At 53.3% G+C, this 24,183-nt stretch carries 24 protein-coding genes; 17 read left to right on the top strand and 7 right to left on the bottom strand.

What is annotated here, in order from left to right; translation table 11 throughout:
• The first annotated feature begins 424 nt into the window (after positions 1 to 424).
• The 5 genes from NNL35_RS28200 to NNL35_RS28180 all read left to right on the top strand — a co-directional run bounded on the left by NNL35_RS28200 (position 425) and on the right by NNL35_RS28180 (position 4,682).
• Positions 425 to 1,693, top strand: a complete 1,269-nt coding sequence (locus tag NNL35_RS28200; protein ID WP_254553930.1) for a hypothetical protein — start codon at positions 425 to 427, stop codon at positions 1,691 to 1,693.
• Positions 1,694 to 1,744: 51 nt separating this feature from the next.
• The gene (locus NNL35_RS28195; protein WP_040731204.1) at positions 1,745 to 2,233 is read left to right on the top strand and encodes a hypothetical protein; all 489 of its coding nucleotides are present in this window, start codon (positions 1,745 to 1,747) and stop codon (positions 2,231 to 2,233) included.
• Positions 2,234 to 2,397: 164 nt separating this feature from the next.
• Positions 2,398 to 2,835 (top strand): hypothetical protein, encoded by a 438-nt coding sequence (locus NNL35_RS28190; protein WP_238535331.1) that lies wholly within the window; start codon positions 2,398 to 2,400, stop codon positions 2,833 to 2,835.
• Between the two features lie 288 nt (positions 2,836 to 3,123).
• Entirely contained in the window at positions 3,124 to 3,372 is a 249-nt protein-coding gene (locus NNL35_RS28185) for a P-loop nucleotide/nucleoside kinase family protein (protein ID WP_006676876.1), read from the top strand.
• Positions 3,369 to 4,682, top strand: coding sequence for a serine hydrolase domain-containing protein (locus NNL35_RS28180; RefSeq protein ID WP_006676877.1), 1,314 nt, complete (start codon positions 3,369 to 3,371; stop codon positions 4,680 to 4,682). Before NNL35_RS28185 ends, NNL35_RS28180 begins: the two co-directional genes overlap by 4 nt.
• Positions 4,683 to 4,781: 99 nt before the next feature.
• On the opposite strand, the gene fba is transcribed toward NNL35_RS28180, so the two are convergent.
• From fba to iolA, 3 genes are read right to left on the bottom strand one after another with little or no spacing between them, the layout of a single operon-like run.
• The gene (gene fba, locus NNL35_RS28175; protein ID WP_006676878.1) at positions 4,782 to 5,636 is read right to left on the bottom strand and encodes a class II fructose-1,6-bisphosphate aldolase; all 855 of its coding nucleotides are present in this window, start codon (positions 5,634 to 5,636) and stop codon (positions 4,782 to 4,784) included.
• A 47-nt stretch (positions 5,637 to 5,683) separates the two neighbouring features.
• The gene (gene iolC, locus NNL35_RS28170; RefSeq protein ID WP_006676879.1) at positions 5,684 to 6,658 is read right to left on the bottom strand and encodes a 5-dehydro-2-deoxygluconokinase; all 975 of its coding nucleotides are present in this window, start codon (positions 6,656 to 6,658) and stop codon (positions 5,684 to 5,686) included.
• Between the two features lie 42 nt (positions 6,659 to 6,700).
• Entirely contained in the window at positions 6,701 to 8,164 is a 1,464-nt protein-coding gene (iolA, locus tag NNL35_RS28165) for a methylmalonate-semialdehyde dehydrogenase (RefSeq protein WP_254553929.1), read from the bottom strand.
• 251 nt (positions 8,165 to 8,415) lie between these two features.
• Between iolA and NNL35_RS28160 the strand changes: the two genes are divergently transcribed.
• Both NNL35_RS28160 and NNL35_RS28155 read left to right on the top strand, forming a co-directional pair.
• On the top strand, positions 8,416 to 9,195 hold the full coding sequence (locus tag NNL35_RS28160; RefSeq protein WP_006676881.1) for a DeoR/GlpR family DNA-binding transcription regulator: 780 nt from the start codon (positions 8,416 to 8,418) through the stop codon (positions 9,193 to 9,195).
• A gap of 3 nt (positions 9,196 to 9,198) precedes the next feature.
• Positions 9,199 to 9,588: a tautomerase family protein gene (locus tag NNL35_RS28155; protein ID WP_006676882.1), complete on the top strand. Its 390-nt coding sequence runs from the start codon at positions 9,199 to 9,201 to the stop codon at positions 9,586 to 9,588.
• A 98-nt stretch (positions 9,589 to 9,686) separates the two neighbouring features.
• On the opposite strand, the gene NNL35_RS28150 is transcribed toward NNL35_RS28155, so the two are convergent.
• The gene (locus tag NNL35_RS28150) at positions 9,687 to 9,932 is read right to left on the bottom strand and encodes a hypothetical protein (protein WP_254553928.1); all 246 of its coding nucleotides are present in this window, start codon (positions 9,930 to 9,932) and stop codon (positions 9,687 to 9,689) included.
• Between the two features lie 136 nt (positions 9,933 to 10,068).
• Complete coding sequence (locus tag NNL35_RS28145; RefSeq protein WP_220084708.1) at positions 10,069 to 10,173, bottom strand: DUF6254 family protein; 105 nt, start codon at positions 10,171 to 10,173, stop codon at positions 10,069 to 10,071.
• A gap of 258 nt (positions 10,174 to 10,431) precedes the next feature.
• Between NNL35_RS28145 and mgrA the strand changes: the two genes are divergently transcribed.
• From mgrA to NNL35_RS28115, 6 genes are all read left to right on the top strand, one after another.
• Positions 10,432 to 11,424 (top strand): L-glyceraldehyde 3-phosphate reductase, encoded by a 993-nt coding sequence (gene mgrA, locus NNL35_RS28140; RefSeq protein WP_006676884.1) that lies wholly within the window; start codon positions 10,432 to 10,434, stop codon positions 11,422 to 11,424.
• 159 nt (positions 11,425 to 11,583) lie between these two features.
• A complete protein-coding gene (locus NNL35_RS28135; protein WP_006676885.1) occupies positions 11,584 to 13,266 on the top strand; it encodes an alpha/beta hydrolase family protein in 1,683 nt (560 codons plus the stop codon).
• A gap of 862 nt (positions 13,267 to 14,128) precedes the next feature.
• The gene (locus NNL35_RS28130; protein ID WP_006676886.1) at positions 14,129 to 15,040 is read left to right on the top strand and encodes an ABC transporter ATP-binding protein; all 912 of its coding nucleotides are present in this window, start codon (positions 14,129 to 14,131) and stop codon (positions 15,038 to 15,040) included.
• The gene (locus tag NNL35_RS28125) at positions 15,040 to 15,777 is read left to right on the top strand and encodes an ABC transporter permease (protein WP_006676887.1); all 738 of its coding nucleotides are present in this window, start codon (positions 15,040 to 15,042) and stop codon (positions 15,775 to 15,777) included. The genes NNL35_RS28130 and NNL35_RS28125 overlap by 1 nt, the downstream gene beginning before the upstream one ends.
• Positions 15,778 to 15,781: 4 nt before the next feature.
• A complete protein-coding gene (locus NNL35_RS28120) occupies positions 15,782 to 16,918 on the top strand; it encodes a sensor histidine kinase (RefSeq protein WP_006676888.1) in 1,137 nt (378 codons plus the stop codon).
• Positions 16,915 to 17,520: a response regulator transcription factor gene (locus NNL35_RS28115; protein ID WP_006676889.1), complete on the top strand. Its 606-nt coding sequence runs from the start codon at positions 16,915 to 16,917 to the stop codon at positions 17,518 to 17,520. The genes NNL35_RS28120 and NNL35_RS28115 overlap by 4 nt, the downstream gene beginning before the upstream one ends.
• A gap of 65 nt (positions 17,521 to 17,585) precedes the next feature.
• Here NNL35_RS28115 and NNL35_RS28110 read toward each other — a convergent pair whose 3' ends face one another.
• Positions 17,586 to 18,407, bottom strand: coding sequence for a sugar phosphate isomerase/epimerase family protein (locus NNL35_RS28110; protein WP_006676890.1), 822 nt, complete (start codon positions 18,405 to 18,407; stop codon positions 17,586 to 17,588).
• A gap of 280 nt (positions 18,408 to 18,687) precedes the next feature.
• Between NNL35_RS28110 and NNL35_RS28105 the strand changes: the two genes are divergently transcribed.
• Positions 18,688 to 20,274: an FAD-dependent oxidoreductase gene (locus NNL35_RS28105; protein WP_006676891.1), complete on the top strand. Its 1,587-nt coding sequence runs from the start codon at positions 18,688 to 18,690 to the stop codon at positions 20,272 to 20,274.
• A 131-nt stretch (positions 20,275 to 20,405) separates the two neighbouring features.
• Here NNL35_RS28105 and NNL35_RS28100 read toward each other — a convergent pair whose 3' ends face one another.
• The gene (locus NNL35_RS28100) at positions 20,406 to 20,789 is read right to left on the bottom strand and encodes a hypothetical protein (protein ID WP_006676892.1); all 384 of its coding nucleotides are present in this window, start codon (positions 20,787 to 20,789) and stop codon (positions 20,406 to 20,408) included.
• Between the two features lie 385 nt (positions 20,790 to 21,174).
• Between NNL35_RS28100 and NNL35_RS28095 the strand changes: the two genes are divergently transcribed.
• Genes NNL35_RS28095 through NNL35_RS28085 form a run of 3 tightly spaced genes read left to right on the top strand, consistent with a single transcriptional unit; the run spans position 21,175 to position 24,055 of the window.
• Complete coding sequence (locus NNL35_RS28095) at positions 21,175 to 22,014, top strand: STM4015 family protein (protein WP_006676893.1); 840 nt, start codon at positions 21,175 to 21,177, stop codon at positions 22,012 to 22,014.
• 2 nt (positions 22,015 to 22,016) lie between these two features.
• Positions 22,017 to 23,276 (top strand): STM4014 family protein, encoded by a 1,260-nt coding sequence (locus tag NNL35_RS28090; protein ID WP_006676894.1) that lies wholly within the window; start codon positions 22,017 to 22,019, stop codon positions 23,274 to 23,276.
• On the top strand, positions 23,273 to 24,055 hold the full coding sequence (locus tag NNL35_RS28085) for an STM4013/SEN3800 family hydrolase (RefSeq protein WP_006676895.1): 783 nt from the start codon (positions 23,273 to 23,275) through the stop codon (positions 24,053 to 24,055). Before NNL35_RS28090 ends, NNL35_RS28085 begins: the two co-directional genes overlap by 4 nt.
• The last annotated feature ends 128 nt before the right edge of the window (positions 24,056 to 24,183 follow it).

Here is a 24,183-nt window from a genome sequence, read left to right as displayed (position 1 = left end):
CCGTCTCTTTTCGCAATGCAGTAATTCCGTGCCTCGAAACGATATTCATGAAAATATAGGTCTGGGTACCTATTGGATATTGGAAAAAATTATGAAATAATTAAAATAACCAAAAATATAAAATATTTACATATTGGAATGGCTGCCACGACTTGTTCATCACCTCATCGCTATTATAGAGCCAACTAGATCCCCATTTAACACTAATTACAGCATGCCAAGAGACAACTGCTTATTTGCAAACTATAACCTTCCTGCATGAAGACAGAGCACAGCTTTCTTTCGACTGCCGGGCTTGATTTCGGACCCCGAGACGATTGCGCAGCAAGCAGCGCATCGAAGGTACGTACAGGTGTTTTTGTTTCACAACAATATTAAAAGGAGGAACTTTTGAATGAGGAGGAAATCGATAGTTGCTGTTTTCATGGCCATAACATTGCTTGCATCTGTTTTTGTGACCAGTGCATTTGCTGAAACTGCAGAGGTGGAAAACGGACTAGCCATAAGTTCAGCACAGCTTCTTCCGAAAAGTGATGTGATGAAGATCGTAGATATGAATCTGCAAGGATATTTAAGTACGGATATTCAGACACAAGGTAAGGCTCTTACGGCTTCTGAAGATTTTATTCCACTGTATGATTTGCAAAATAATATGTTTGCATATATGGTTCCTCTTTTGGAAAACGGAGAAGATATCGGGTACATGACAGTAGGAGCTATTGAAGATGGATATGCCACCTACAATATTTTCATTGAAGATAATATTATTTCCAACATTCTCAGCGAGCTGAATGCAACGAACGCTTCCGACGCAGGTTCCGCTCAGCTCGTATTTATACCGCCAATGCAGTATTTGATAAAAAGAGAAATGAATCAAAATGTGCAATATTTTGATATAACTAATATAAGGCAAATTAATGAAGTAACAAATATTATCGAGAAGAATCAATCCGATATTCAGGATTCTTATAAAAACATCAGAAATGAAGAAAATAGAAAACATATGACTAACTTGAAACAGGCAAGTCCTAGCTACTCGACGCTTGCAGCTAAAGAAGACGTCAGCTTATATTCGGAGCGGACGTATGGAACTTTTGTTCCGATAGAGTTATCTAATCGTGTGTATAGTTATGGAGGCGACCAAAGGTGGTGGGCGGATACTAATAATGAACGAGCAGAACGGGGATGTGGTCCTGTCGCTGCAGCAAATATTACAAACTACTTAGCTAAATTCACAAACTCGTTGAGATACGGGAAATTATATGATGGATTTACGTCATATACAGACTTTATGAAGCATATGAATACTTTGTACGATTATATTAATCCGGGTATGTTTGGGGAAGTGTCCGTTAGTGATTTTGCTTCTAAAGTGGAACGTTATGCCAAGGATAAAGGTGTTACCTTGAGCCGGGTTACGGATAACTCTTCTTTTACATTGGATAATACGGCGAATTACATTAAAGCAGGCTTGTCGATTGACTCTCCTGTGGCCACACTGAATACAAAAAAATGGTCGAATTATGAATATGAATGGCATTGGATGACGATAACGAAATATTATAGAGACCCCAATGACAACCGGTGGATTGCCGTGTCCACTTGGGGGCAGCGCCGCAGTATCGATTACCGAGTTCATTTTGATGCAATGAAATACGGTTGGTGGCAAGGCGGATTGATGTACTTCGAATGACGCTTCTATGTAATGCCATGAAGGGTTGCAATGGCGAATGGAGGTGGATTATTGAGAAAGTGGTGCTTGGCTTGCTCGATCATTGTACTCACACTGTTAGTCGGATGCACCAGTTTTAAGAACGTAACTTCACCGCTCGTAGATGAGTTCCGGCAGCGTATGCTTGCTCAATACAGCGAAATTGATCAGGTGAAAGTCAGTTCTGCTCCAATATTGGTACATTTTTTATACACGATGAAGAAGCAATACAGTGCGAGCGAGACGAAAGAAATATTTTTGGAAACGAGGGAGTTTGTGAAAACTCCTGGTTTTGACAGCGAAGTCATACACGGTGAATACTTTAAAGCTTATAAAGGGGAACAAAATTACCCGCGAATCGTGATCAGCTTTGCTACCAAGGGGAATAAGGAGAGTGATTATGCATACCGTTCGGACTATGATGAGAAAACAACTTCTGGCCCGGAGCAAGACTCAACCGGATATTCAACCTGGTATTACAATCCAAATAATGGAGAGATGCTTGTAGAAGTTCCCGATTAAGTCCTTTTGTTCTGATGCAAAGATACGGGTGGTGGCAAGGCGGATTGATGTACTTCGAATGACGATCCTATGCCTTGAGGAGTTGCAATAATGAATGGATGTGGGTTTTGAGAAAGTGCTACTGGGTTTGTTCACTCCTTCCGATTGTACTGCTAGCCGGCTGTATGAGTTATAAGAAGGTAACTTCACCGCTTGTAGATGAATTCCGACAACGTATGCTCGCTCATTATAGCGGAATAGGTCATACGGAAGTCATGTTTGCTCCAACGGCGCTGCAATTTGTATACACGATGAAGAAGCAACATCAGGAGACAGAGACGAAAGAAATATATCTGAACACGACGAAGTTTGTTACAACACCTAGTGTGTTCAACGAAGTGATAGAGGGTCAATATTTTCAAACCTATAAATTCGCAAAAAAGGCAAAAGAGTACCCTCGAATCTCTATCAGCTTTAATGTCGATGGGGATAAAGTAAGTGATTATCCGTACCAATCGGACTATGATGAGAAAACAGGTTCTGGCTCAGAGCACGAAGCAGATGGGTATTCTACCTGGTATTACAATAATTGTAATGGAGAGATGCCTGTTGAAGTGCCGTAATTCAACGGCCCCCCGGCAGTAGAGGCGGAGCAAGCCGCTGCTCTGTTGTGTAACGTTTTCTCTCAATACTGAGCTCTCATATATATAATTGATGCCCCGCAGGCCGATCGATCGGCTGCGGGGCTTTTTTTTGCTGATTGCGAGGATCAATTCTGACATGGAGTTGGATGGTTCCATTTAGGAAGAACTTTCCTTGAAATACTGGAACAAGATGGTATACTGTACGGAACGTAACAACGGCGGGTGTAGTTTCCTTGCAGAAGAGATAACGCTAAGGAGGAAATCATCGTGTCCAATATCATACTCATTGGTCCTATACTAACAGGTAAATCTACGCTAGCAGACATTCTGTCACAAAAACTAGGATATCCGCGCTGCAGCGTAGATGGTATGCGTTGGCAATATTATGAGGAAATCGGCTTTGTTGAGCATCAATCGAACTACAAGCTGGCAAAGCATATCATTTATACCAAAGATAAGACTCCCGAGGAGTGTGCGGAAGAAATCATCTCACTCGTAAGGTGCGGAACTAAATGAATTCGATGTCTGTGGAAGAACGGCTTCGCCATTGGGCAGAAGCCTATGATCGGAACGGCTATTTGCATGGAGCGATCTTGGTGGCCATGAACGGCCGCATCCTGTTGAATGAAGGCTTTGGGATGGCGAATTGGGAGCATCAGGTGCCGAATCGGCCGACGACGGCATTCCGCATCGGCTCCATTACGAAGTCATTTACGGCGATGTGCATATTTCAGCTGCACGAGCGGGGGAAGCTGAGCATAGATGATGCGATCGGCCAGTATATTCCCGATTATCCGCACGGGGAGCGCATCACGCTCTACCATTGCTTGACGAACAGTTCGGGAACTCCCAACTATACCAGCTTTCCTGACTTCTGGCCGCATACAATGAGACTTCCTGCGACGCTGGATCAGGTAATAGATTCGTTCAGCGGGCTTGACCTGGAATTCGAGCCAGGCAGCCGATTCGGTTACTCCAATTCGGGCTATGCGATGCTAACGGCCATCATCGAGAACGTGTCCGGTCTGTCCTATGCGGATTATGTGGAAGAGCATATATGCCGGCCGCTCGGACTGCGCCATACTGGCTGCGATGAGGGAACACAGGTGATACCAGGGCTGGCTGCGGGTTATTCCTGGTGGGAGCGGCCGATTCATGCGGCATACGCCGACATGTCATTTCCGTTAGGAGCCTATGGCCTGTATTCGACGACAGAGGACTTGCTCGCGTGGGATGCGGCATTGTCATCAGGACGGCTGCTCAGCCGCGAATGGACGGAGAAGATGTTCGCTCCGCTCCATGGTTCGTACGCGTGCGGATGGATGATCTCGGAACTGTTAGGCCGCCGATGCGTGAATCATTTTGGAGAGGTTAGCGGCTATTACAGCGATTTGCTTCGCTTTCCTGATCAAGAAGCGGCAATCATTGTGCTGAGCAATATGAATGTCGTTCCAGTGACGCAGGTTAGCCGGGAATTGGCGAAGATCCTATTTGGGGAGCCAGTGTTATTGCCGATTCCCGCTGTTCCCGTCGCTTTCACTGAGGTTGAATCGGTAGCGGGGAAATATGCGATGGAGAAGGAGCCCTTTCATGTGCTGGATATCTCCGTCAAGCAAGGGGAGCTGTATCTGACCGTGCCGAAAATGTATGGGGTGAGTTATAAGTTCAAGCTTATCCCGGTCCATTGCGATGGCAACCATGCTACCTTTGTAACCGAGATGATTTACGAACGCCTTCTGTTCTCGGCTTCCCCGTCGGGCGTGATGAGGCGCGTAGAGTATACTGACTGCTGCGGTGCGCGGCATACGGCCCATCGAGTCGAGTAGAGCGGGATTCGGGAGGCTATTGGCGAACCGAATGTGCCGCCATATACCGTGAAGACTCTCGCAGTCTATGGCGGCAGCAGACGCCGGACGGCACAGGCTCTACGCTTTGCCGGCAGAGCCCAGTTCGTTTATCTTTTCTTTCACCTTGGCAACCAATGCTTCCTTGGCAGGCATCATAATAACTCTAGGCTCGCATAGAGACGGGTTCTCCTCCAGTACCGCCCGGACTGCCTCGGCCCAAGCCGTCACCAGCTCCGTATTGTAGTTGACTTTCGCATGGCCCAGTTCAATCGCGCGCTTCAATTGCGGAAGCGGAATGCCGGATGCGCCGTGAAGCACGAGCGGAATGCGCACTGCCTCCGCAATGGCCTGCATTTCCTTGAAGCCCAGCACGGGCTCGCCTTGATACTTGCCGTGAACGGAGCCGAGCGCAGGAGCGAGGGCATCAACGCCGGCTTCTCTGACCAGGCGTTCGCACTCGGATTGATCGGCATACCGGATCCCGCCAACGAGTCCGTCCTCCATCCCTCCGACCGATCCGACTTCAGCCTCGACGGATACGCCGTGAGCATGAGCGTAAGCGGTTATTTTTTGCGTATTAGAAATATTATCCTGTATCGGAAGCTGGGAGCCGTCATACATGACCGAGCTGAATCCCGCATCAATCGCTTGCACGCAGCGGGAGAAGCTGGAGCCGTGATCGAGATGAAGCGCGACCGGCACGGTAATCTCCAACTCTTCCTTCACCGTCTTCACCATGGATGCGATGGTGGCGAATCCGCCCAGATACTCGATCAATCGATCGGAAGCCGCCAATATGACAGGAGAGCGTGCTTCTTCGGCCGCCTGCAGAATGGCCTGAACCCACAGCATACCGTTAATATTGAACTGCCCTATGGCATAGTTTTCCTTCAGAGCGCGTTGCAGCATCTCTGTCATCGGTACGAATGTCATTCTTGTTCCCCTCTTTGCCTATAAAGTTTCCACAAGGCTCCCTCTGATTACGCGTTGGCACGGATTAGCGCTTCAATCTCCTCAACCGAAGGCATCGCTTCCGAGGAGCTGTGCCGGCTGACGACAACTGCTGCCGAAGCGCTGCCGTACTGGAGAGCGGTCTCAATATCTTTGCCGGACAGCAGGGCATAGAGGAAGGCCGCAGCGTAGGAATCCCCTGCGCCGAATGTTTTCAGCACCTTGCTCTTGTAGGCCCGGCCGCGGTACACCTCTCCGGCTTTCGTATACGCATAGGACCCTTCCACGCCGTGCTTGATGACGATCAGCTTCGGCTTGTGCCGGAACAGATATTGAACCGTCGCTTCATTCTCGCCCTTGCGGTTCTCCATCACGTCGAACTCGTCCCGTGTTCCGATGACGATATCCGCTTGCTCCGCTACCAGCGTATAGTATACGGACGTCTCATGAACCGAGGTCCAGGTATAAGGGCGGTAATCCAGTTCGAATATAATCTCGATCTGATGTCTCTTGGCATAATGAATCGCTTGCAGGACCGCTTCCCGGGACGGGCTTTGCGCCAGCGCCGTGCCGGACACCAGCAGCGTCTTGGCTTGCTGAATATAAGCTTCGCTCACTTCTTCGGGCTTCAAATACAAATCAGCCACATTGTCGCGGTACATCAGGATGCTGCATTCTTCCGGGCTTTTAATCTCGGTGAAAGCCAGACCGGCTTTGCGGCCTTCCGTATCGACCACTATATGGGATGTATCGACGCCCGCCCCGGACATATAATTTTGAATGAACCGCCCATGCTGGTCGTCGGGAATTTTGCCAATGAATCCGGCTCTCAAGCCCAGCTTGGCGCTTCCGATCGCGATGTTCGCGGGGGAGCCCCCGACATATTTGGAGAACGTCATCGTCTCTTCCATCGGACGATTATATTCCACTGCATTCAAATCAAGACAGGCGCGACCAACGGCGATGAGATCGTATTTCTTGGTGTTATCCATCGCATGAGGCATAGCTAGGACTCCTTTTTTTGATCTTAAAATGCAGAACCGGCTTTATTCAAATGCTGGTTTTGGATATCGTGCCGTCACGACTTTCTTTCGCGTATAGAAATCGACGCTGTCTTTGCCGTTCGCGTGCAAGGTGCCGTAGAACGACGATTTCCAGCCCGAGAATGGGAAGAAGGCCATCGGCGCAGGAACACCCAGGTTGATTCCGAGCATGCCGGCATTAATGTTCTCCCGGAAATAGCGGATAGCGGACGCATTGGTCGTGAACAGGCACGCCCCGTTGGCGAACTCCGATTGATTGGCAATCTTGATCGCTTCCCTTAGATTTTTGACACGAATGATCGAGAGCACCGGAGCAAAAATCTCTTCCTTCCAAATGGTCATCTCTGTCGTGACATGGTCGAAAATGGTCGGTCCGACAAAATAACCGTCCTCCGAGGCCGATTCACGGCCGTCGCACAGAAGGGCGGCACCTTCCTCGATTCCTTTCTCGATATATTGATGAGTCCGCTTCAGATTATCTTCGCGGATCACGGGACCGAGGAACACGCCGTCTTCCAACCCGTTGCCGATCTTGATGCCGGCCGCACGTTCGCGCAGCATCGCGATGAACTCGTCGGAAATGTCTTCCTCGACCGTGATGACGGCGCAAGCCATGCATCGTTCGCCGGCCGATCCGAAGGCGGCGGAGATGACATTCGTAACCGTCTCTTCCAGATTCGCATCCTTCAACACAATGGTATGGTTTTTGGCGCCGGTCAACGCTTGTACGCGCTTGAGGTTCTCGCTTCCTTTTTTGAACACATATTCGCCTACCGGCTTGGAGCCGACGAAGGATACGGCCTTGACGGCCGGATGCTCAAGGATGCCGTTCACCACGTCATGCGCGCCATAGACGACGTTGAATACGCCTTTGGGCAGCCCGGCTTCCGTGAACAGCTCGACCAATTTCTCCGTTAGGAGCGGCGTTCTCTCGGAAGGCTTGAGGATGAACGTATTGCCAAGCGCGATCGCCATCGGGAACATCCAGCACGGCACCATCATCGGGAAATTGAATGGCGCGATGCCGCCAATGACGCCGATCGGATAACGATAGTTCACCGCTTCCACATCTGTCGCAATGGAGGAGAGGGAATCTCCCATCATCAGCGTGGGTGCTCCGGCGGCGAACTCGACATTTTCAATGCCGCGCTGTACCTCGCCAAGCGCTTCCGTAAGGTTTTTGCCGTTTTCGATCGTAATGAGCCGGGCCAGCTCTTCCCGATGCTCGATGAGCAGCTGTTGGTAGCGGAATAGAATTCTGGCCCGTCGGGGAACGGCTACATTCTTCCATTCCTCGAATGCCTTCGCCGCGGCGGCAGCCGCCGCATCCAATTCGGCTCTTGTCGAGAGCGGAACCTGCGCTATCACTTCCTTAGTGGCCGGATTATATACGCTTTCATAGTGGGCCGTGCCGCTCTCCACCCATTCGCCATTGATGTAGTTCTTGATTTTTCTGATCTCGTTCATGGTGCTCCTCCTCCGTATGGTTTGTAAGTGTTGTTAAGTTCTTGATGAACTCCTATCATTTCTTGGTTATCTTTCGAGTACATATTAATCCTATGATGGGTAATTGTCAATCGAATATTTGGTGATATCATGGTTATATTGAGTCGATGTTTCAATTTTAAATGAACATTACCCTGTTTAAATTGGTAACTGTTGATTAACTTTTGGTTATATGTTATATTTTTCTGTAAAAGAATAAGGGGGAGGAGCCGATGCGGGAGAAACGGCTGCAAGATATCGAAGATTATATCCATTCGGTAGGAACGGCCTCGTTGGACGAGCTGTGCGAGCATTTCAATGTTTCGAAAAACACGATTCGCCGTGATATCAGCAATATTTTGGACAAGGGGACGATTCAGAAGGTCTATGGCGGCGTCACCTCGATGTCCAGTCATCTGATTCCGTTCGAGAACCGGGATATTACGAATTCATCGGCGAAGACGGCAATTGCGAAGTGCGCGGCTCGATTTGTGGAAGGAAATGAATTGATATATATCGACTCCGGGACGACGACGCGCAGTATGGTGGAGTATTTGCCCCGGGTTCCGAAGTTGACCATTTTGACGAATAGTCTTGATATTATCAATGCGGCAGCGAATCTGGAACATATCACGCTATTGACGATCGGGAATTCCTATAAACGGGACACGAAATCGTTCGTCGGCAACGACAGCCTGCATATTCTCGACAAATACAATATTAACAAAGCGTTCATGGCGGCTACGGGCGTATCGATCGAGAGCGGATTGACGAACTCGGATATTTTGGAGTACGAGATTAAGAAGAAAATCGTGGACAAGGCGCAGCAGGTCTATTTGCTGGCCGATGCCTCCAAATTCGGGCGTTCGACGCTGCTGACCTATGCCCCGTTCGACAAAGTGGACACGCTGATCACTTCGGAGCCGCTGTCGAAGGAATATCAAGAGTATTGCGACGAACATGGAATTGCCGTCATTGCGGCGGAACAGGAATCAGGTACAAGGGGGATGTGATCTATGCCATTGCTGCGTTTTGATGTTATCGAGGGCCGGAACGAACAAGAATTGAGACAACTGCTGGACGCTGCCCATGAAGCGATGGTGGAGGCATTCGATGTGCCGCACAGCGACCGCTATCAGATTGTGCATCAGCATCCTGCCCATGAGATGATTATCGAGGATACGGGCTTGGGCTTCGAGCGAACCAAGAATCTGGTCATTATCAGCATCGTCAGCAAAGCGAGAACGAACGCCCAGAAGGAACGGTTGTACGCGCTGCTTACTGAACGGCTGGAGTCGGCCTGCGGAATATCGCCGGATGACGTGATGATTTCCATTACGGAAAACGGAGCGGCGGATTGGAGCTTTGGCCGCGGAGAAGCGCAATTTTTAACGGGCAAGCTATAAATGAAAATGGAAAACAAGCCTCAAAAGCAAAAAAACTCCGATGACGGAGTTTTTTTGTTTCCATAGAGACTGTATTTGCAAGCAGATCCCTTCATTCTTTACTTAGGAAAAGAGAAATGCAGCACAAACCAAATAATAAAAATGAGGGATACGCCCCATACCATGAACATGGTCAACAAATGAATCACTTGTTTATCGCATTCGAGAATTGAAGCCTCGTCGTCGCATTCCGACTTTGCTTTCAGCTTGAATAGCGATCTGAATATCGTAATACCCATAAAGATATAGATCGTAATGAAAGCGACACTGCCTGCCGTATGCATTTGCTCATCCCCTTGACACATTGATTACCATTATTTTTGCCCAAGAAGGATGCGTTCATTCGCTGAAGGGAGGAAATCTTGCTTCTGATCATGATGGAGGGGGAGGAAGACATCCCCGCCAAGGCTTCCCGCCCGGAGATGTCTGTCCCTTGCCGTGCTACTCCTCGGCCAGCTCGCGGAACGATTTCACTTTGCCGTGGGAGTGCGGAGTTTGTTTGCGGATTTTGTCCGCATTAACACGCCGGTGCTTCGGAGAGGTCATCGGCTCAGCCTCCTTCATGATAATGGAACATAAGGGCAATAACATCCGTCATTCGATGGGTCGCTGCACAACCGTAGCTCCTGCCCGGCATCCGTCGGACGGGGGTCTCCCCATCGAATGTGTCATTAATATGGTTCCGGGCGCCCCTCCTTATCCCCGCCAAAGTCAGGAGGTGCAGCAGGGGGAAGAACAGGTATAATAAGGGGTAGAAAACAAGGAGCCATCCTTGGCGGCTCTATGAAGGGAGAGATGAGGGACATGGTATATCAAGCAGACTCGAAGCGTTATGATTCGATGGTTTACCGTCGCTGCGGCCGTTCGGGCTTGAAGCTGCCCGCGATTTCGTTGGGGCTGTGGCATAATTTCGGAGGCATCGATTCATTTGAGAAAGGACGGGCCATGCTGCGGCGCGCGTTCGATCTGGGAATTACGCATTTTGACCTGGCGAACAACTATGGTCCGCCGGCCGGTTCCGCCGAGCTGATGTTCGGGCAAATGCTGAAGGAGGATTTCCGTCCGTACCGGGATCAGATGATCATCTCGACCAAGGCAGGCTATTACATGTGGGAAGGCCCGTACGGAGAATGGGGATCGAGAAAATATCTCATCGCCAGTCTCGATCAAAGCTTGAAGCGGATGGGGCTGGACTATGTCGATATTTTCTATTCGCATCGTCCGGATCCGGATACGCCGCTGGAAGAGACGATGATGGCCCTCGACCAAGTTGTCCGCCAAGGGAAGGCGCTGTATGTGGGCATTTCCTCGTATGATGCGGAGCAGACGAGCGAAGCGATCCGGATTTTGAAGGAATTAGGCACGCCGCTGCTGATCCATCAGCCGTCCTACTCGATGCTGAACCGCTGGATCGAGGATGGCCTTCAAGATGTGCTGGAGGAACAAGGCGTAGGCAGCATCGCGTTCTGTCCACTGCAGCAAGGGCTGTTGACGAATCGTTACCTCCACGGGATCCCGGAAGATTCCAGAGCCAAAAAAGCTTCCGGATTTTTGAAAGAGGGAGAAGTGTCTGACCAAGTCCTCACCAAGGTTCGCCCGCTTCACGAGATCGCGGAACGCCGCGGCCAATCGCTGGCGCAGATGGCGCTTGCCTGGGTACTGCGCGGCGGGAAGGTCACTTCCGCCCTCATTGGCGCAAGCCGGGCTAGCCAGATCGAGGAAAATGTGAAGGCGCTGGAGCAGTTGGCGTTCACGATGGAAGAATTGGCTGATATCGAGCAAGTATTGCAATCTTAGGGGAAGCACAGGTAGGCGACATCGTGACATCTCCCTTTTTGGCGATTTCTTTGACACCCCAAGAAACGCTGTGCTATTGTTTTTTTTGGATAATTATTTGAAATGGCAATGATTTATGTCGTTGCAGCTACATATGAAATGACTCAGGGGGAGAAACTAATGGGAAAATCAAGCTGGAAATGGATGATCGCCGGTTGTCTATTATTCGGAAGCATGGCGCCGCTCGCGATGGCGCAAGAAGCCGGAGCGGCAACCGAATCCGCGGCTGAACTGGTGCCGCTGCGGCAAGCGGCGGAATCGATTGGGGCTCTCGTCGAATGGGATCAACAGACGAAGACGATCACCGTAACCTTCGGCGATCGGGTGTGGACGGTTGATTCCGCCAGCGGCCGTTCCGAGGTGAACGGAACAGCTGTCACGCTCGGTGCCGGCTCTTTGCAAGGCAAGGAGAAGGGACTGCATTACATCGCTTGGGGCGCCATGAAGGAAGCGCTGCAGATTCAAGGGAAGTGGGTGAACGGCAAGGTGCTCGCCGATGAGGCGGATTGGAAAACGCGCGCCGCCCAATTTACGGTCCAGTGGGCGGCCCTGGCGGAAGCGCCGCAAGAGGAAGCGCAGCTGGCCTCTCTCTTAACACCGGAATTGAAGGAAGCGACCAAGGTGGCACACTTGTCTCGCTTGGCGCAGCAGATCATCCCTATGGTCGGGAAGCCGACGCAATTCGTTCAAGCCTCCTCCGACAACGATGGCGTGCACCAAAACGTGCAGGTGCTGTTCAAGACGGACAAAGACTTGATGCTGTCACTTACGCTTCGTTACAAGGAGAACGGCCTGTTGAACGATGTATTCTACTCGTATCTCCCATCCGGGAACTACCAGCCGCCGGCCTATGACGACGCCTCCCTGTACAAGGAAGAGACGATTTTTATCGGCGACGGGCAATTCAAGCTGCCGGGCACATTGACCCTGCCGGCAGCAGCGAATGCGGCAGGCACATATCCGGTGCTCGTGCTGGTTCATGGCTCGGGGGCCAACGACCGGGACGAATCAATCGGGGCGGCCAAGACGTTCCGTGACATGGCGATCGGACTGGCCAAGGAAGGGATTGCTACCATCCGCTATGAGAAGCGGACACGGGAATATCCGGTTCAATCCGCAGCGATTCCGCGTTTCACCGTGAAGGAAGAGACCGTTGACGATGCGGTGCTGGCGGTGAAGTGGGCGGGTCAAGACAAGCGGTTGAACAAAGACCGCATCTATGTGTTGGGACATAGCCAGGGAGGCATGCTTATCCCGAATATCGTCAAGGCCGACACCGGGAATGCGATCCGTGGCGCTGTCATCGCGGCCGGTCCGTCCGGACCGCTCGAAGATTTGATGATTGAGCAGATGGAACGCCAGCTGCAATATGCCAAAGACAACGGCCAACCGGCGGAAGTCGTCGCGGCGGCAGAAGGACAATTGAAGATGTGGCAGCAGATGGTGGCCATCATCAAGGATGAGCAATACACACTTGACAATCTTCCGGCTAATTTCCCGCTGCCGAACGCTTCGTGGTGGATCGATTTCCGGAACCACCACGGTGGAGAGATCGCCAAGGATCAGAAGGTGCCGCTCTTCATCATCCAGGGGGACAATGACGTTCAGGTCGGCAAAGAGCATCTGGACGGATGGAAAAAGGCACTCCAAAACCGCACCAACGTCCAATACAAGCTGTATTCGAAGCTGAACCACGTCTTCGTGGAGAGCGACAAGCCGTCCACGGGCCAAGAATACATTATTCCAGGCAACGTGCCAGAACAAGTCATGAAAGATATCGCCGCCTGGATTCGCAGTAACTAGACTGAGCATGACGGACCGGACCGTCCGCAGCGTAAACGCTGCCGGCGGTTCTTTTTTGTGCGCTGCCCCTGCAGTACCACCTATCCCTCTTATAGTCGCTATTCCAAATAATCAGGTGAACATAGTATGTATGTCTTGCCTCTTTTCGTCGCTATCCCAAGCAGTCAGGTAAACGTAATATATGTGTCTTTCCTCTTATCATCGCTATCCCAATTAGTCAGGAGGCCGTCCATGTGTCTGGTCTCTTACCGTCACTCTCCTAACCAGTCAGGGGAAGGTCTATGTGTCTGGCCTCTTAACGTCGCTATCCCAAGCATTCAGGAGACCGTCCATGTGTCTGGTCTCTTACGTCACTATCCCGAGCAGTCAGGTAACCGTATATGTATCTGGTCTCTTACCATCATTCTCCCAATATTCAGGCGAAAGGAACGGAGTAGGGACATGCCTGACCGAATGGGATAACGAACAAAAGGAACGGAGTAGGGACATAGCTGACCGAATGGGATGACGAACAAAAGGAACGCAGTAGGTACACATCTGACCGAATGGGATGACGAACAAAAGGAACAGAGTAGGGACAAATCTGACCGAATGGGATAACGAACAAAAGGAACGGAGTAGGAAGAGATAGCTGACCGAATGGGATAACGAACAAAAGGAACGGAGTAGGGACAAATCTGACCGAATGGGATAGCAGCAACCAAAGCAGCAGAGTCAAGACTTCCGGGAGATGGACCAGATCTTGTCGCGCCAAGTAATGAAGATGACAATTGTCATACTGACATCATGACAGTCCATACTAACCTGCCCAACCCCGAATATTTATGATAAGGATAGAAGCAAGGAGTGAGGGGGACGCAAGATGGATGCAGTGATTCAGATGGACAATGTCACGAAACGATTCAAAAATAAAACGGCGGTAAACGGGGTGTCGCTGGACATTATGCGAGGTTCCGTCGTTGCCATTCTAGGGCCGAACGGTGCTGGGAAGACCACGACGATTTCGATGCTGCTCGGCTTGATGGAGCCGACCGATGGAACGGTCAGGCTGTTCGGTAAGGAGCCGAAGCATCAGCAAGTAAGGCAGAGGATTGGGGCTATGCTGCAGGAGGTCAGTATCATCGACCGGCTGAAGGTGCATGAGGTCATCGAGATGTTCCGCAGTTATTACCCGAAGCCGCTGGCGATGGAGCGGCTGATCGAGCTGACCGGCTTGAGTAAGCCGGAGCTGAATATGTATGCGGAGAAGCTGTCCGGCGGGCAGAAGCGCAGAGCGGGCTTTGCGCTGGCACTGGCTGGTGACCCGGAGCTGGTCTTTTTCGATGAACCAACGGTAGGGATGGACGTTGCGGCGCGGCGCCGCTTCTGGGAGCAAGTGCGCACACTGGCATCCGAAGGGAAGACGGTCCTGTTTACGACGCATTACTTGCAGGAAGCTGATGATGCGGCCGACCGGATTATTTTATTTCATCAGGGAAAGATTGTGGAAGATGGCAAGCCAGCAGATATCAAGGCGCGGCTCCTGAAGAAATCCGTCTCCTTCCAGCTTGAGGGAGATATGGGCGCAGTCTCCGCCAGCATTCGTCAATGGCCGAATGTGTCGGATTGCGAATATATCGACGGGCGGATCCATATCCGTACGGATGACACCGACAGCGTGCTGGCTGCCATGTTCGCGCGGCAGCTTCCGGCCAAAGATATCCGCATCGATCAAGGGCGCCTGGATGAGGCGTTCGAGCAATTGACTATGAGCACCCAGGAGGTTGCATACTGATGAAGCTGTTATTCGTCCAATGCAAGATGGAACTGCTGCGCGTTATCCGGAACCCGTATTTTGTATTTTGGTCGCTGCTGATGCCGATGGTCTTCTATTTTATCTTTACCCGCATCGTGAATGTCGGTGTAGATAATAAGGCTTGGTGGCAGGCGCATTATTTGATGTCAATGACCGCATTCAGCATTATGGGTTCGGCGATTATGACCTTGGGGATCCGCATCGTGCAGGAGCGCAAGAACGGATGGACAACCTATATCCGAATTACGCCGCTGCAGGGCAGCATTTATTTTGCAGGGAAAATGTTCGGTCAGTTCATGATGCATCTGTTATCGATTATCGCAATTTTCCTGTGCGGGTATCTATTGAATGGAGTGTCCTTGTCCTGGTCGGCCTGGCTTAGCTGCGGCTTGTGGCTGTTGCTCGCATCGATCCCGTTCCTCGGGCTTGGCGCCCTCGTGGGGACGATGAAGCGGGTGGATACGGCGAGCGGTGTCAGCAACGCGATCTTCATGCTGCTGGCGATTACAGGGGGCATGTGGTTCCCGCTGGATGTCATGCCGAAGTTCATCCAGACGGCTGCGAAGCTGCTGCCGGCCTATCATTTCGGGGGCGGAGCTTGGGAGATTGTGCGCGGCGAGACGCCGCAATGGGAGCACGCACTGTTTTTGGCAGGTTATCTGCTTCTGTTTATGATACTATCTACGTATATCCGAAAAAAGCAGGAAGCGGTGTAGGTTCATGTCCCGGACGAAGTTCAGCTTGTTTCCCAGACAGTTGGGATTCTATCCTTATATATGGTTAATCTATATGGCCCTGTTTATTTACAATATGCAATTCGAGCATGGAGTGAAGAAACTCATCGGCTACGCGATGCTCGCCTTATTCGTCGTAACCTATCGGCAGCTTTATTTCGCTTCGGGCCGGGCCTATGACTTTTGGATTGCGCTGCAGATGCTGTTAAGCGCTATTCTGCTCACATTCTATAATCCCAACTATTTGTTTCTTGGTTTTTATACAGCGAACTTCATCTCATTTTATCAGGATAGGCGAAAATTCAATATTGCGTACGGCGTGCTTGTCGCGTACATTCTTTTGCCGATGATATTCCATTTACGAGCCATTGATGTGTCCCAGTATATCTTTTTTATTCCGTTTATCGCCATCATGCTGGCCTCGCCATTCGGAATGCGGTCGATGCATCGGCGCCAGCAACTGGAGCAGGAGTTGGACCAGGCGAACGAACAGATTCGTGAATTGGTGAAGCGGGAGGAACGGATGCGCATCGCCCGAGATCTGCATGATACGCTCGGCCATACGTTGTCTCTTATCACGCTCAAGAGCCAATTGGTCGAGAAGCTGATCACGAAGCAGGAAACCGATCGGGCACGGGAGGAAGCCCGGGAGATTGGCCAGACCTCCCGGGCCGCGCTGCGGCAGGTGCGCGAGCTCGTATCCGACATGCGCGCCGTCACGGTTGCTCAGGAACTGGTGGAGGCCGAGCGCATGCTGGGGAGTGCCGGGATCGAGCTTCAGGTGAAGGGGGATTTGGCATTGGAGGAAGTCCCGGACCTGACACAGAATATGCTCAGTCTGTGCGTCCGTGAAGCGGTCACCAATATTGTTAAGCACAGCCGCGCGAAGAACTGCCGCATCCATATCGAGCGGACGAATGCGGAGGCCCGGATTCGTCTCCAGGACGACGGCATCGGCTTGTGCAGCGGAAGCGGCATGGGCAACGGCTTGAACGGCATGTCGGAACGGCTTGCCTTGATCGATGGAAGCTTGACGCTGGGTTCGGATAAGAGCGGCACGCAATTGACGGTAACGGTTCCGATTATCGTCAAGGATGGTAAGGACGGAGGAGGTGCGGCATGATCAGGATTGTTATCGCTGAGGATCAGCGAATGCTGCGCGGCGCGCTCGCATCTCTCCTTGATCTGGAGGATGATATTGAAGTGGTTGGGCAGGCAGGCGACGGGGAGGAGGCTCTGGCTCTGATCGCGAGGCTGGAGCCGGATGTCTGTCTGATGGACATTGAGATGCCGACCAAGAGCGGCCTGGATGTAGCCGAAGAGCTGAAGCTCCGGCACTTGAATTGCCGGGTTATTATTTTGACGACCTTTGGCCGGCCGGGATATTTCGAACGGGCCGTGAAGGCCGGGGTGCAAGGCTATCTGCTGAAGGATGAGCCGAGCGAACGGCTTGCCGCCGCAATTCGCAACGTGATGCGGGGCGAGCGGGAGATTTCGCCGGAGCTCGCCTTTGCCGTGATTCGCGAAGAAGACAACCCGCTGACCGAGCGGGAGCGGGAGATTTTGAAGCTTGCCGCCGAAGGGCGCACTGCGAATGAGATCGCGTCGGCGCTGTATTTATCTTACGGAACCGTGCGCAATTACTTGTCCAGCATCATGAACAAGCTGGAGGCCAGGACGCGCATCGAGGCCATCGAGATCGCAAGGTCCAAGGGATGGTTATAAAAGCCTGACAACAAGCCAGAGCCGAGTTCGGATCTGGCTCGTCTCGTTGGTCAGCACAGCCGGGGCTACGGCGCGCGTGCGTCGCTGACAAGCTTCATCAGCCCTTGGTAGCATTGTACCAGATCATGGGGATCCTTGTAGTTCGCTTCGAACATGAAGGGACCGCCGTACCCGCTGTCCATTAGCGCTTGAAGCACTTCCGGCCAATTCACGATGCCCCGGCCGGGAATCCAGTGGCGCTCATCGACGCCGTCATAATCCGAGATATGCAGGGTGCCGATGCGACTCCCGATGGAGCGGATGAATTCTTCCGGCTTCTCCGTCAGCAGATGGTTCGTATCGCAGCAGACGACAGCGTGCGGCGCGCTGCTGATCAAGGCGGCAATCTCGGCGCTGTCCCGGCCGAGGCAGGATCGAGGCAGATCCTCGACGGCTAGCTTCAGGCCGCGCGCGTGGGCCCGTTCGCTTAACTCGCGCACGGAAGCCGCAGCCAGCTTCAACCGCTGCTCCCGCTGCTCATCGGGAATCGGCTCGAAGCTGGGATGAATGACGACCACCTGCGCGCCCCAGTCTCGCGCCCAATCCATCACGTGAGTGTGGGCCTCGATGATGGCCATTCTCTCGGCATCATTGAATGCCGAGATGTCCCACGGGTTCCCGAAGGGCAGATGAACCGACCAGATCTCGATACCGGCCTTCCCGGCGGCATCCACGGCCTGCTGGTAACGTGTGCGCATGGCGGGAGTAAGCGCTTCCTCTGGAAGGATATCGTTATCCAGATTCAGCTCAATACAAGCGATGCCGGCTTCTTTTACCTGCATAAGCGATACCGATTCCTTGTCGTACCAATACGTGCCCAGCTTCCATGGAGAGTGGGCTTCGGACATAGGTTGCTCGCCTCCAATACGATGAGGATGGTTGCATGGGAACTTTGCCCTTACTCTATCATTGGAATGGGAAGGTGTAAATAAGACCGGACTCCCTTCAAATGCTAATGGTGTCGAATTTCCCCCGGCTTTTTCGAACGATTTTTTTGTAGGATTCGAGAGTCTGGCAGCGGGTAAAAGATAGGAGGAATTTCTTTTTGAATCGGAAGCAGGAGAGAAATGAGCCGGAAGGATGTGCTATAGTATACATGAATTTAACATCAAAGGGAGGGATTAGGAAATGAAACTGGTTAAGGATGACATCCAGGCCGATGTCGTAATCATTGGCGGAGGATTGGGGGGCGTCGCGTCTGCCTTGTCCGCCGCCGGAATGGGACTGCGTGTGGTGATGACGGAAGAGACGGATTGGATCGGCGGTCAATTGACGTCGCAGGCGGTTCCTCCCGATGAGCACAAGGTCATTGAGACCATGGGCTGCACCCGTACATACCGGGAGATCCGCGAGCGATTGCGTGCTTATTACCGGGCGAACTATCCGCTTACCGAGCAAGCGGCGGATAATCCCCTGCTCAATCCCGGACGGGGATGGGTCAGCCGCCTCTGCCATGAGCCGAAGGTGGCCTTGCGCGTGCTGCATGACATGCTGGCGCCGTATACGAGCAGCGGCAGGATTACGATTCTCTACGAGACGAGTCCGGTCGAGGCAGAGACGGAAGGCGACATCGTCCGTTCGGTCACGGTATCGCATGTGCGCACGCAGCAGTTGACCCGCCTGAGAGGTTCATACTTCCTCGACGCGACCGAGTGCGGCGACCTGCTGCCGCTCGCCGGGGTGGAGCATGTGATCGGGGCCGAGTCCCGCACGGAGACGGGCGAACTGCATGCGTCAGAGCAGGCGAATCCGCTTGATATTCAGTCGTTCACGCATGTCTTCGCCATCGATTATTTCCCGGAAGGGAACTTTACGATCGAGAAGCCGGAGCAATATGATTTCTGGCGGGAGTATGTTCCGGAGCCGTCCATCTATCCTCTGTTAAGCATGTATACGATCAATGTCAATGATCCGACAAAGTACCGCAAATTCAACCTGTTCTCCGACGGCCAGGATCCAATGCCGCTGTGGACGTACCGGCGGATTATCGACAAGGCCCAGTTCGAGCCGGGCTTCTACGACAGCGACATCACGCTGGTCAACTGGCCGCAGAACGATTACTACCTGGGCTCGATTATCGGCGTAAGCGAGGCGGAGAAGCAGAAGCATCTGGAGAATGCAAAGCAGTTGAGCTTCTCGCTTCTCTATTGGCTGCAGACGGAGATACCGCGGCCGGACGGCGGCAAGGGCTACCCGGGCTTTCGCTTGCGCACAGACGTGCTGGGCACGGAGGATGGCATGGCCAAAGCACCGTACATTCGGGAATCTCGCCGGATCAAGGCGCGTTATACCATTACCGAAGCCGATGTCGGCAAAGAGATGCGGGGAGAGGCAGGAATTCGCCGCTATCCCGACAGCATCGGCGTAGGCAGCTATCATCTGGATCTTCATACGACGACGGTCTCGCACCGCAAGTTCTACCTGCCTAGCTATCCATATGAGATTCCGCTGGGCGCCCTGCTGCCTGTCCGGATGACCAATATATTGCCGGTATGCAAAAATATCGGTACGACCCAAGTGTCGAACGGCAGCTACCGGCTGCATCCAACGGAATGGAACATTGGCGAATCGGCAGGCTATCTGGTCGCCTATTCGCTGCAGCATCAGGTTACGCCGCATCAAGTGTATGAGGAGCCATCCCATCTCGAATGCTTCCAGTCGCTCATTCAGGAGAAGGGCGTCCAGATCCATTGGCCGGATGGCTTCGAGATGTAGTCTGCGCGGGACGGAAGAGGGGGCGCAGGCCCCCTTTTTCATGTTCGGCCCCCTGCCCGAGTTGCGCTGAACAAGCGCCACGCACGCCTCGCCAAGACCGGTTCGGGAACGGCACGGGAGAGGCGGCCGGATCAATAGCTCTTCATACCGGTGCCAAGGACGGCGACGCGCTTCGTTCCTTGTTCCTCCAGCACTTTGACGTTGATCTGCGCCCCTTCCTGGAATTGCGGAATGTTTATCATATGAATGGCTGTTCTGATCTCGATTGGATACGATTCTCCGTTCGGCATCGCCACGTCCAATGCCAGCAGAACAACAGGTTGATCATCGATCATGGATGTTGTCGGCGAGAGGGACATAATCGTGGCGGAAGCGGGGATGCCTCGTGTCATCACTTCATGCTCTTGTTGTCTTTCACGCTTTTTCTTGCGCAAGATAGACGAGACCACGCACAATACAATGATAATATCAATCACCAAAATTCCAATGATAATCCACAGAGTCGTATTCTCCATTCGGCTTCTCCTTCGTCTCGGACAGAGTGCCGCCGTAGCCTGGTCAGCAGGCAAGCAACTTGAGCGCAAGACCCGAAGGGGCCTTAGACCCTCAAAATTGCTGTTAGCGGTATCCCCATCTGCATCGTGTTGTGTTGTCCCATTCGCATATAGGAGAGCAGCACGGGGCATGGGACCCCGCTTCCCCGGTTGCGAACAATATACAGAAGAGGGGACTTCTATTGTATCAACCATTCATTTCCACCGTCCCGTGACTTTGGATTCATTTTGCGGCATCTCAGGCCCAAAATGTGGAATCGATACAGGACTTTTACCCGGCATGTTGAAATATAATAGGTTGCCGTAAAACTATAGGACGTCCAATATCGCCACGGGAGGGCTATCCATGATTGAAATTCGTTTGTCGGTTGGATACGAAGAATATGAAGACGGAGAGAGAATGTCTGCGCTGATCGAGAAGCTGGCAGCCGGAGAGCATAGCGAGCAGCTTGTCAGCTTGATTATCGGCGACTGGGGGCAGGCCTACGAGAATTCCCCTGACAGCTTCCTCGACACCCTGATTGCGAATCGGGAACGGTTCCCGAACTTGAAAAAGCTGTTCATCGGAGATATGGACTATGAAGACTGCGAGGTCTCCTGGATTATTCAGACGAACCTGTCTCCCTTGCTGAAGGCATTTCCGAATCTGGAATCATTCACGGCCAAAGGAAGCACGGACCTGCGGCTGGAGCCTCTGGAGCATGCGCGGCTGCAGGAGCTGGTCATTATTTGCGGCGGACTGCCGGAAGAGGTGCTGGCCGACATCCGGAACGCGAAGCTGCCGGAGCTGCGGAAGCTGGAGCTGTATCTCGGCGTGGATGAATACGGCTTCTCCGGCTCGCTCGATGACGTGCTGTCTGTAGCAGAACCCGGTTTATTTCCGAAGCTGACCTATCTCGGATTGAAGGACAGCGAGATTCAGGACGAGATCGCGCAAGCGCTAGCCGATGCGCCGATTCTGGATCAGCTGGAGACGCTCGATCTGTCATACGGCACCTTGTCGGATGCAGGCGCAGAGGCGCTGCTCGCCAGCGCCCGGGTCAAGAAGCTGAAGCATCTTGATCTCAAATACCATTACATGTCGGACGAGATGGTGAAGCGCTGGAAAGATTCCGGATTGTCCGTCGATGTCAGCGATCAGCAGGATACGGAAGACGACTGGCGCTATCCGTTCCTGACCGAGTAGCGATGAACGTGTCTGAGCTAGAACGCCGGACTGAGCTGGCTGTTGCGGGGGAAGGAACGGTTGCGGATACGCCGTACATCCTGATCGGCAATGCCGGGAACCGGCGCACGGACGGCCTGCAGGCGGCCCGCCGCAGATTCGGGCTGGCGCCCGCGCTGCTGCTGACCTATCAGGAGCTGCTGCAGGGATCCGCCTCGCTGGAGGAACTGCTGGATCGATTGCGCCGCTCGGGAGCCGGTAGCCCAATCATCCGCCTGGACGCTCCGGGCGAGCATCCCGCCGTCGAGCGGGAGCTGATTGCGCTCGGCGCCCCGAATGGGTCCGCGGACGAGACAGGCGTCCGGGCGCAAGAGAGCATCCCGGGTGAGGCTGCGCGGCGCCTTCCCGAAGAGCATGGGCGGATTCGCTATCCGGCTCAATGGTTCCGGGGATATTGCCGCTTGCTCGCCCGGCTCCGGCTGCAGGCGTTATCTGCCGGTATCCCGGTGCGCTGGGTGAACGATCCCGCCGACATCGCGGTCATGTTCGACAAGCGGCGCTGCTGGGAGCATCTATCCCGGCATGGCGTGCGCATGCCTGCTCTCCCTGGCCCGGCCGGCTCGATTGCCGGCTACGAAGAGCTGCAGGCGGCCATCCGGTCGAGCGGCATGCACCGCCTTTTCCTCAAGCTGGCCTGCGGCTCTGGAGCGGCCGGGGTTATCGCGTATCAGTGTCAGCCCGCGACCGGAGCCGAGCTGGCGGTCACGACGCTGGAGATGGAGGAACGGGCGGGAGAGACCGTCTTTTACAATTCCGGCCGTCTGCGGCAGTACCGGGACCATGCGGTGATTCGCCGCATGGTCGATTGGCTGTGCGGGGAAGGGGCTCACGTGGAGCGCTGGATCGCGAAGGAGCGCCTCGACGGCAAATCATTCGATGTGCGCCAACTCGTCGTGAACGGGTCGGCTTGCCATGCCGTCCTGCGGCTCAGCTCCAGCCCGATCACGAACCTGCATCTGCGGAATGAGCGCCGTCCGATGGACAAAGGCATGAGCGCTTCCGGGATGGCGGAAGCGGTAGCCTCGACCGCGGAAGCGGCCTTGGCGTCATTCCCGGCTTCGACCGTTGCGGGAATCGACGTGCTCGTCCGGCGCGGCAGCGGGATGACCTATGCCGTCGACATCAATCCCTTCGGCGATCTGCTCTACCGGGTCGAATATGAAGGGTGGAACACCTACGAATGGCAGATGCGTCAGCTGCTGGAAAGGAAGAATCACCGATGATCGATATGAATCAAATCGTGGGCACCCACGATATTGTCATGATAACGCTCGACACGCTGCGGTACGACGTGGCGAAGCTGGAGGAGGCGAACTGTCCGAACCTGTGCGCGGACGGCCCGTGGGAGAAGCGGCATACGCCGGGCAGCTTCACCTATGCGGCGCACCATGCCTTTTTTGGCGGCTTCCTGCCTACCCCGGCGAACACGGACAAGGCATCCCATATCCGGCTGTTCCATACGCGTAATACCGGGCTGAAGACCCATCCGTACACGTGGCAATTCGATGCGCCGGATATCGTCTCCGGGCTGGCGGCGGAAGGATACCGGACGATTTGCATCGGCGGGGTCATTTTCTTCACGAAAAAGAACAAGCTGGCCAAAGTACTGCCCGGCTATTTCCAGGAGAGCTATTGGCGCATGACCTTCGGAGTGACGAATCCCCGCTCCACCGAGCATCAGGTGCAGCATGCGATCAAGCTGCTGGAACGGGCCGATCCGGGGCAGCGGCTGTTCCTGTTCCTGAACGTGTCCGCGATTCACGGGCCGAACCATTATTTCGTCCCCGGCGAGAGAGAGGATTCGGTCGAGACGCAGCGGGCGGCGCTGCGCTATGTGGACAGCCAGCTCGGCGTTCTGTTCGATGCGCTGCGCAAGCGGGGCAGGACATTCTGCATGGCGTTCTCCGATCACGGCACCGCCTATGGCGAGGATGGTTATCATGGGCATCGCCTTGCGCACGAGGTCGTATGGAATGTGCCGTACCGGGAGTTTTTTCTGTAATGAGAGAGGGGAGAGGCATGATGAGTGCGCCGAAATCAATTCCGGCCGGGGTGAACGGGCCAACGGACAGGGGAACAGACAGGCTAACGGAGAGGCTGACGGGAGGGCGAGCGGAGAGGCAGGCTGAA

The organism is Paenibacillus dendritiformis (assembly GCF_945605565.1).
GTDB classification, from domain to species: Bacteria; Bacillota; Bacilli; order Paenibacillales; family Paenibacillaceae; genus Paenibacillus_B; species Paenibacillus_B dendritiformis_A.
The sequence above is the reverse complement of the archived record's forward strand: the minus strand, read 5'-3'. Positions and strand labels throughout refer to the sequence as shown.

Bases quoted from the DNA above. Each gene is read 5' to 3' on its own strand.
- NNL35_RS28200 (WP_254553930.1), top strand. From the start codon at position 425: ATGGCCATAACATTGCTTGCATCTGTTTTTGTGACCAGTGCATTTGCT.
- NNL35_RS28190 (WP_238535331.1), top strand. From the start codon at position 2,398: ATGAGTTATAAGAAGGTAACTTCACCGCTTGTAGATGAATTCCGACAA.
- NNL35_RS28180 (WP_006676877.1), top strand. From the start codon at position 3,369: ATGAATTCGATGTCTGTGGAAGAACGGCTTCGCCATTGGGCAGAAGCC.
- fba (WP_006676878.1), bottom strand. From the start codon at position 5,636: ATGACATTCGTACCGATGACAGAGATGCTGCAACGCGCTCTGAAGGAA.
- iolC (WP_006676879.1), bottom strand. From the start codon at position 6,658: ATGCCTCATGCGATGGATAACACCAAGAAATACGATCTCATCGCCGTT.
- iolA (WP_254553929.1), bottom strand. From the start codon at position 8,164: ATGAACGAGATCAGAAAAATCAAGAACTACATCAATGGCGAATGGGTG.
- NNL35_RS28160 (WP_006676881.1), top strand. From the start codon at position 8,416: ATGCGGGAGAAACGGCTGCAAGATATCGAAGATTATATCCATTCGGTA.
- NNL35_RS28155 (WP_006676882.1), top strand. From the start codon at position 9,199: ATGCCATTGCTGCGTTTTGATGTTATCGAGGGCCGGAACGAACAAGAA.
- NNL35_RS28150 (WP_254553928.1), bottom strand. From the start codon at position 9,932: ATGTGTCAAGGGGATGAGCAAATGCATACGGCAGGCAGTGTCGCTTTC.
- NNL35_RS28145 (WP_220084708.1), bottom strand. From the start codon at position 10,173: ATGACCTCTCCGAAGCACCGGCGTGTTAATGCGGACAAAATCCGCAAA.
- mgrA (WP_006676884.1), top strand. From the start codon at position 10,432: ATGGTATATCAAGCAGACTCGAAGCGTTATGATTCGATGGTTTACCGT.
- NNL35_RS28135 (WP_006676885.1), top strand. From the start codon at position 11,584: ATGGGAAAATCAAGCTGGAAATGGATGATCGCCGGTTGTCTATTATTC.
- NNL35_RS28130 (WP_006676886.1), top strand. From the start codon at position 14,129: ATGGATGCAGTGATTCAGATGGACAATGTCACGAAACGATTCAAAAAT.
- NNL35_RS28125 (WP_006676887.1), top strand. From the start codon at position 15,040: ATGAAGCTGTTATTCGTCCAATGCAAGATGGAACTGCTGCGCGTTATC.
- NNL35_RS28120 (WP_006676888.1), top strand. From the start codon at position 15,782: ATGTCCCGGACGAAGTTCAGCTTGTTTCCCAGACAGTTGGGATTCTAT.
- NNL35_RS28115 (WP_006676889.1), top strand. From the start codon at position 16,915: ATGATCAGGATTGTTATCGCTGAGGATCAGCGAATGCTGCGCGGCGCG.
- NNL35_RS28110 (WP_006676890.1), bottom strand. From the start codon at position 18,407: ATGTCCGAAGCCCACTCTCCATGGAAGCTGGGCACGTATTGGTACGAC.
- NNL35_RS28105 (WP_006676891.1), top strand. From the start codon at position 18,688: ATGAAACTGGTTAAGGATGACATCCAGGCCGATGTCGTAATCATTGGC.
- NNL35_RS28100 (WP_006676892.1), bottom strand. From the start codon at position 20,789: ATGGAGAATACGACTCTGTGGATTATCATTGGAATTTTGGTGATTGAT.
- NNL35_RS28095 (WP_006676893.1), top strand. From the start codon at position 21,175: ATGATTGAAATTCGTTTGTCGGTTGGATACGAAGAATATGAAGACGGA.
- NNL35_RS28090 (WP_006676894.1), top strand. From the start codon at position 22,017: ATGAACGTGTCTGAGCTAGAACGCCGGACTGAGCTGGCTGTTGCGGGG.
- NNL35_RS28085 (WP_006676895.1), top strand. From the start codon at position 23,273: ATGATCGATATGAATCAAATCGTGGGCACCCACGATATTGTCATGATA.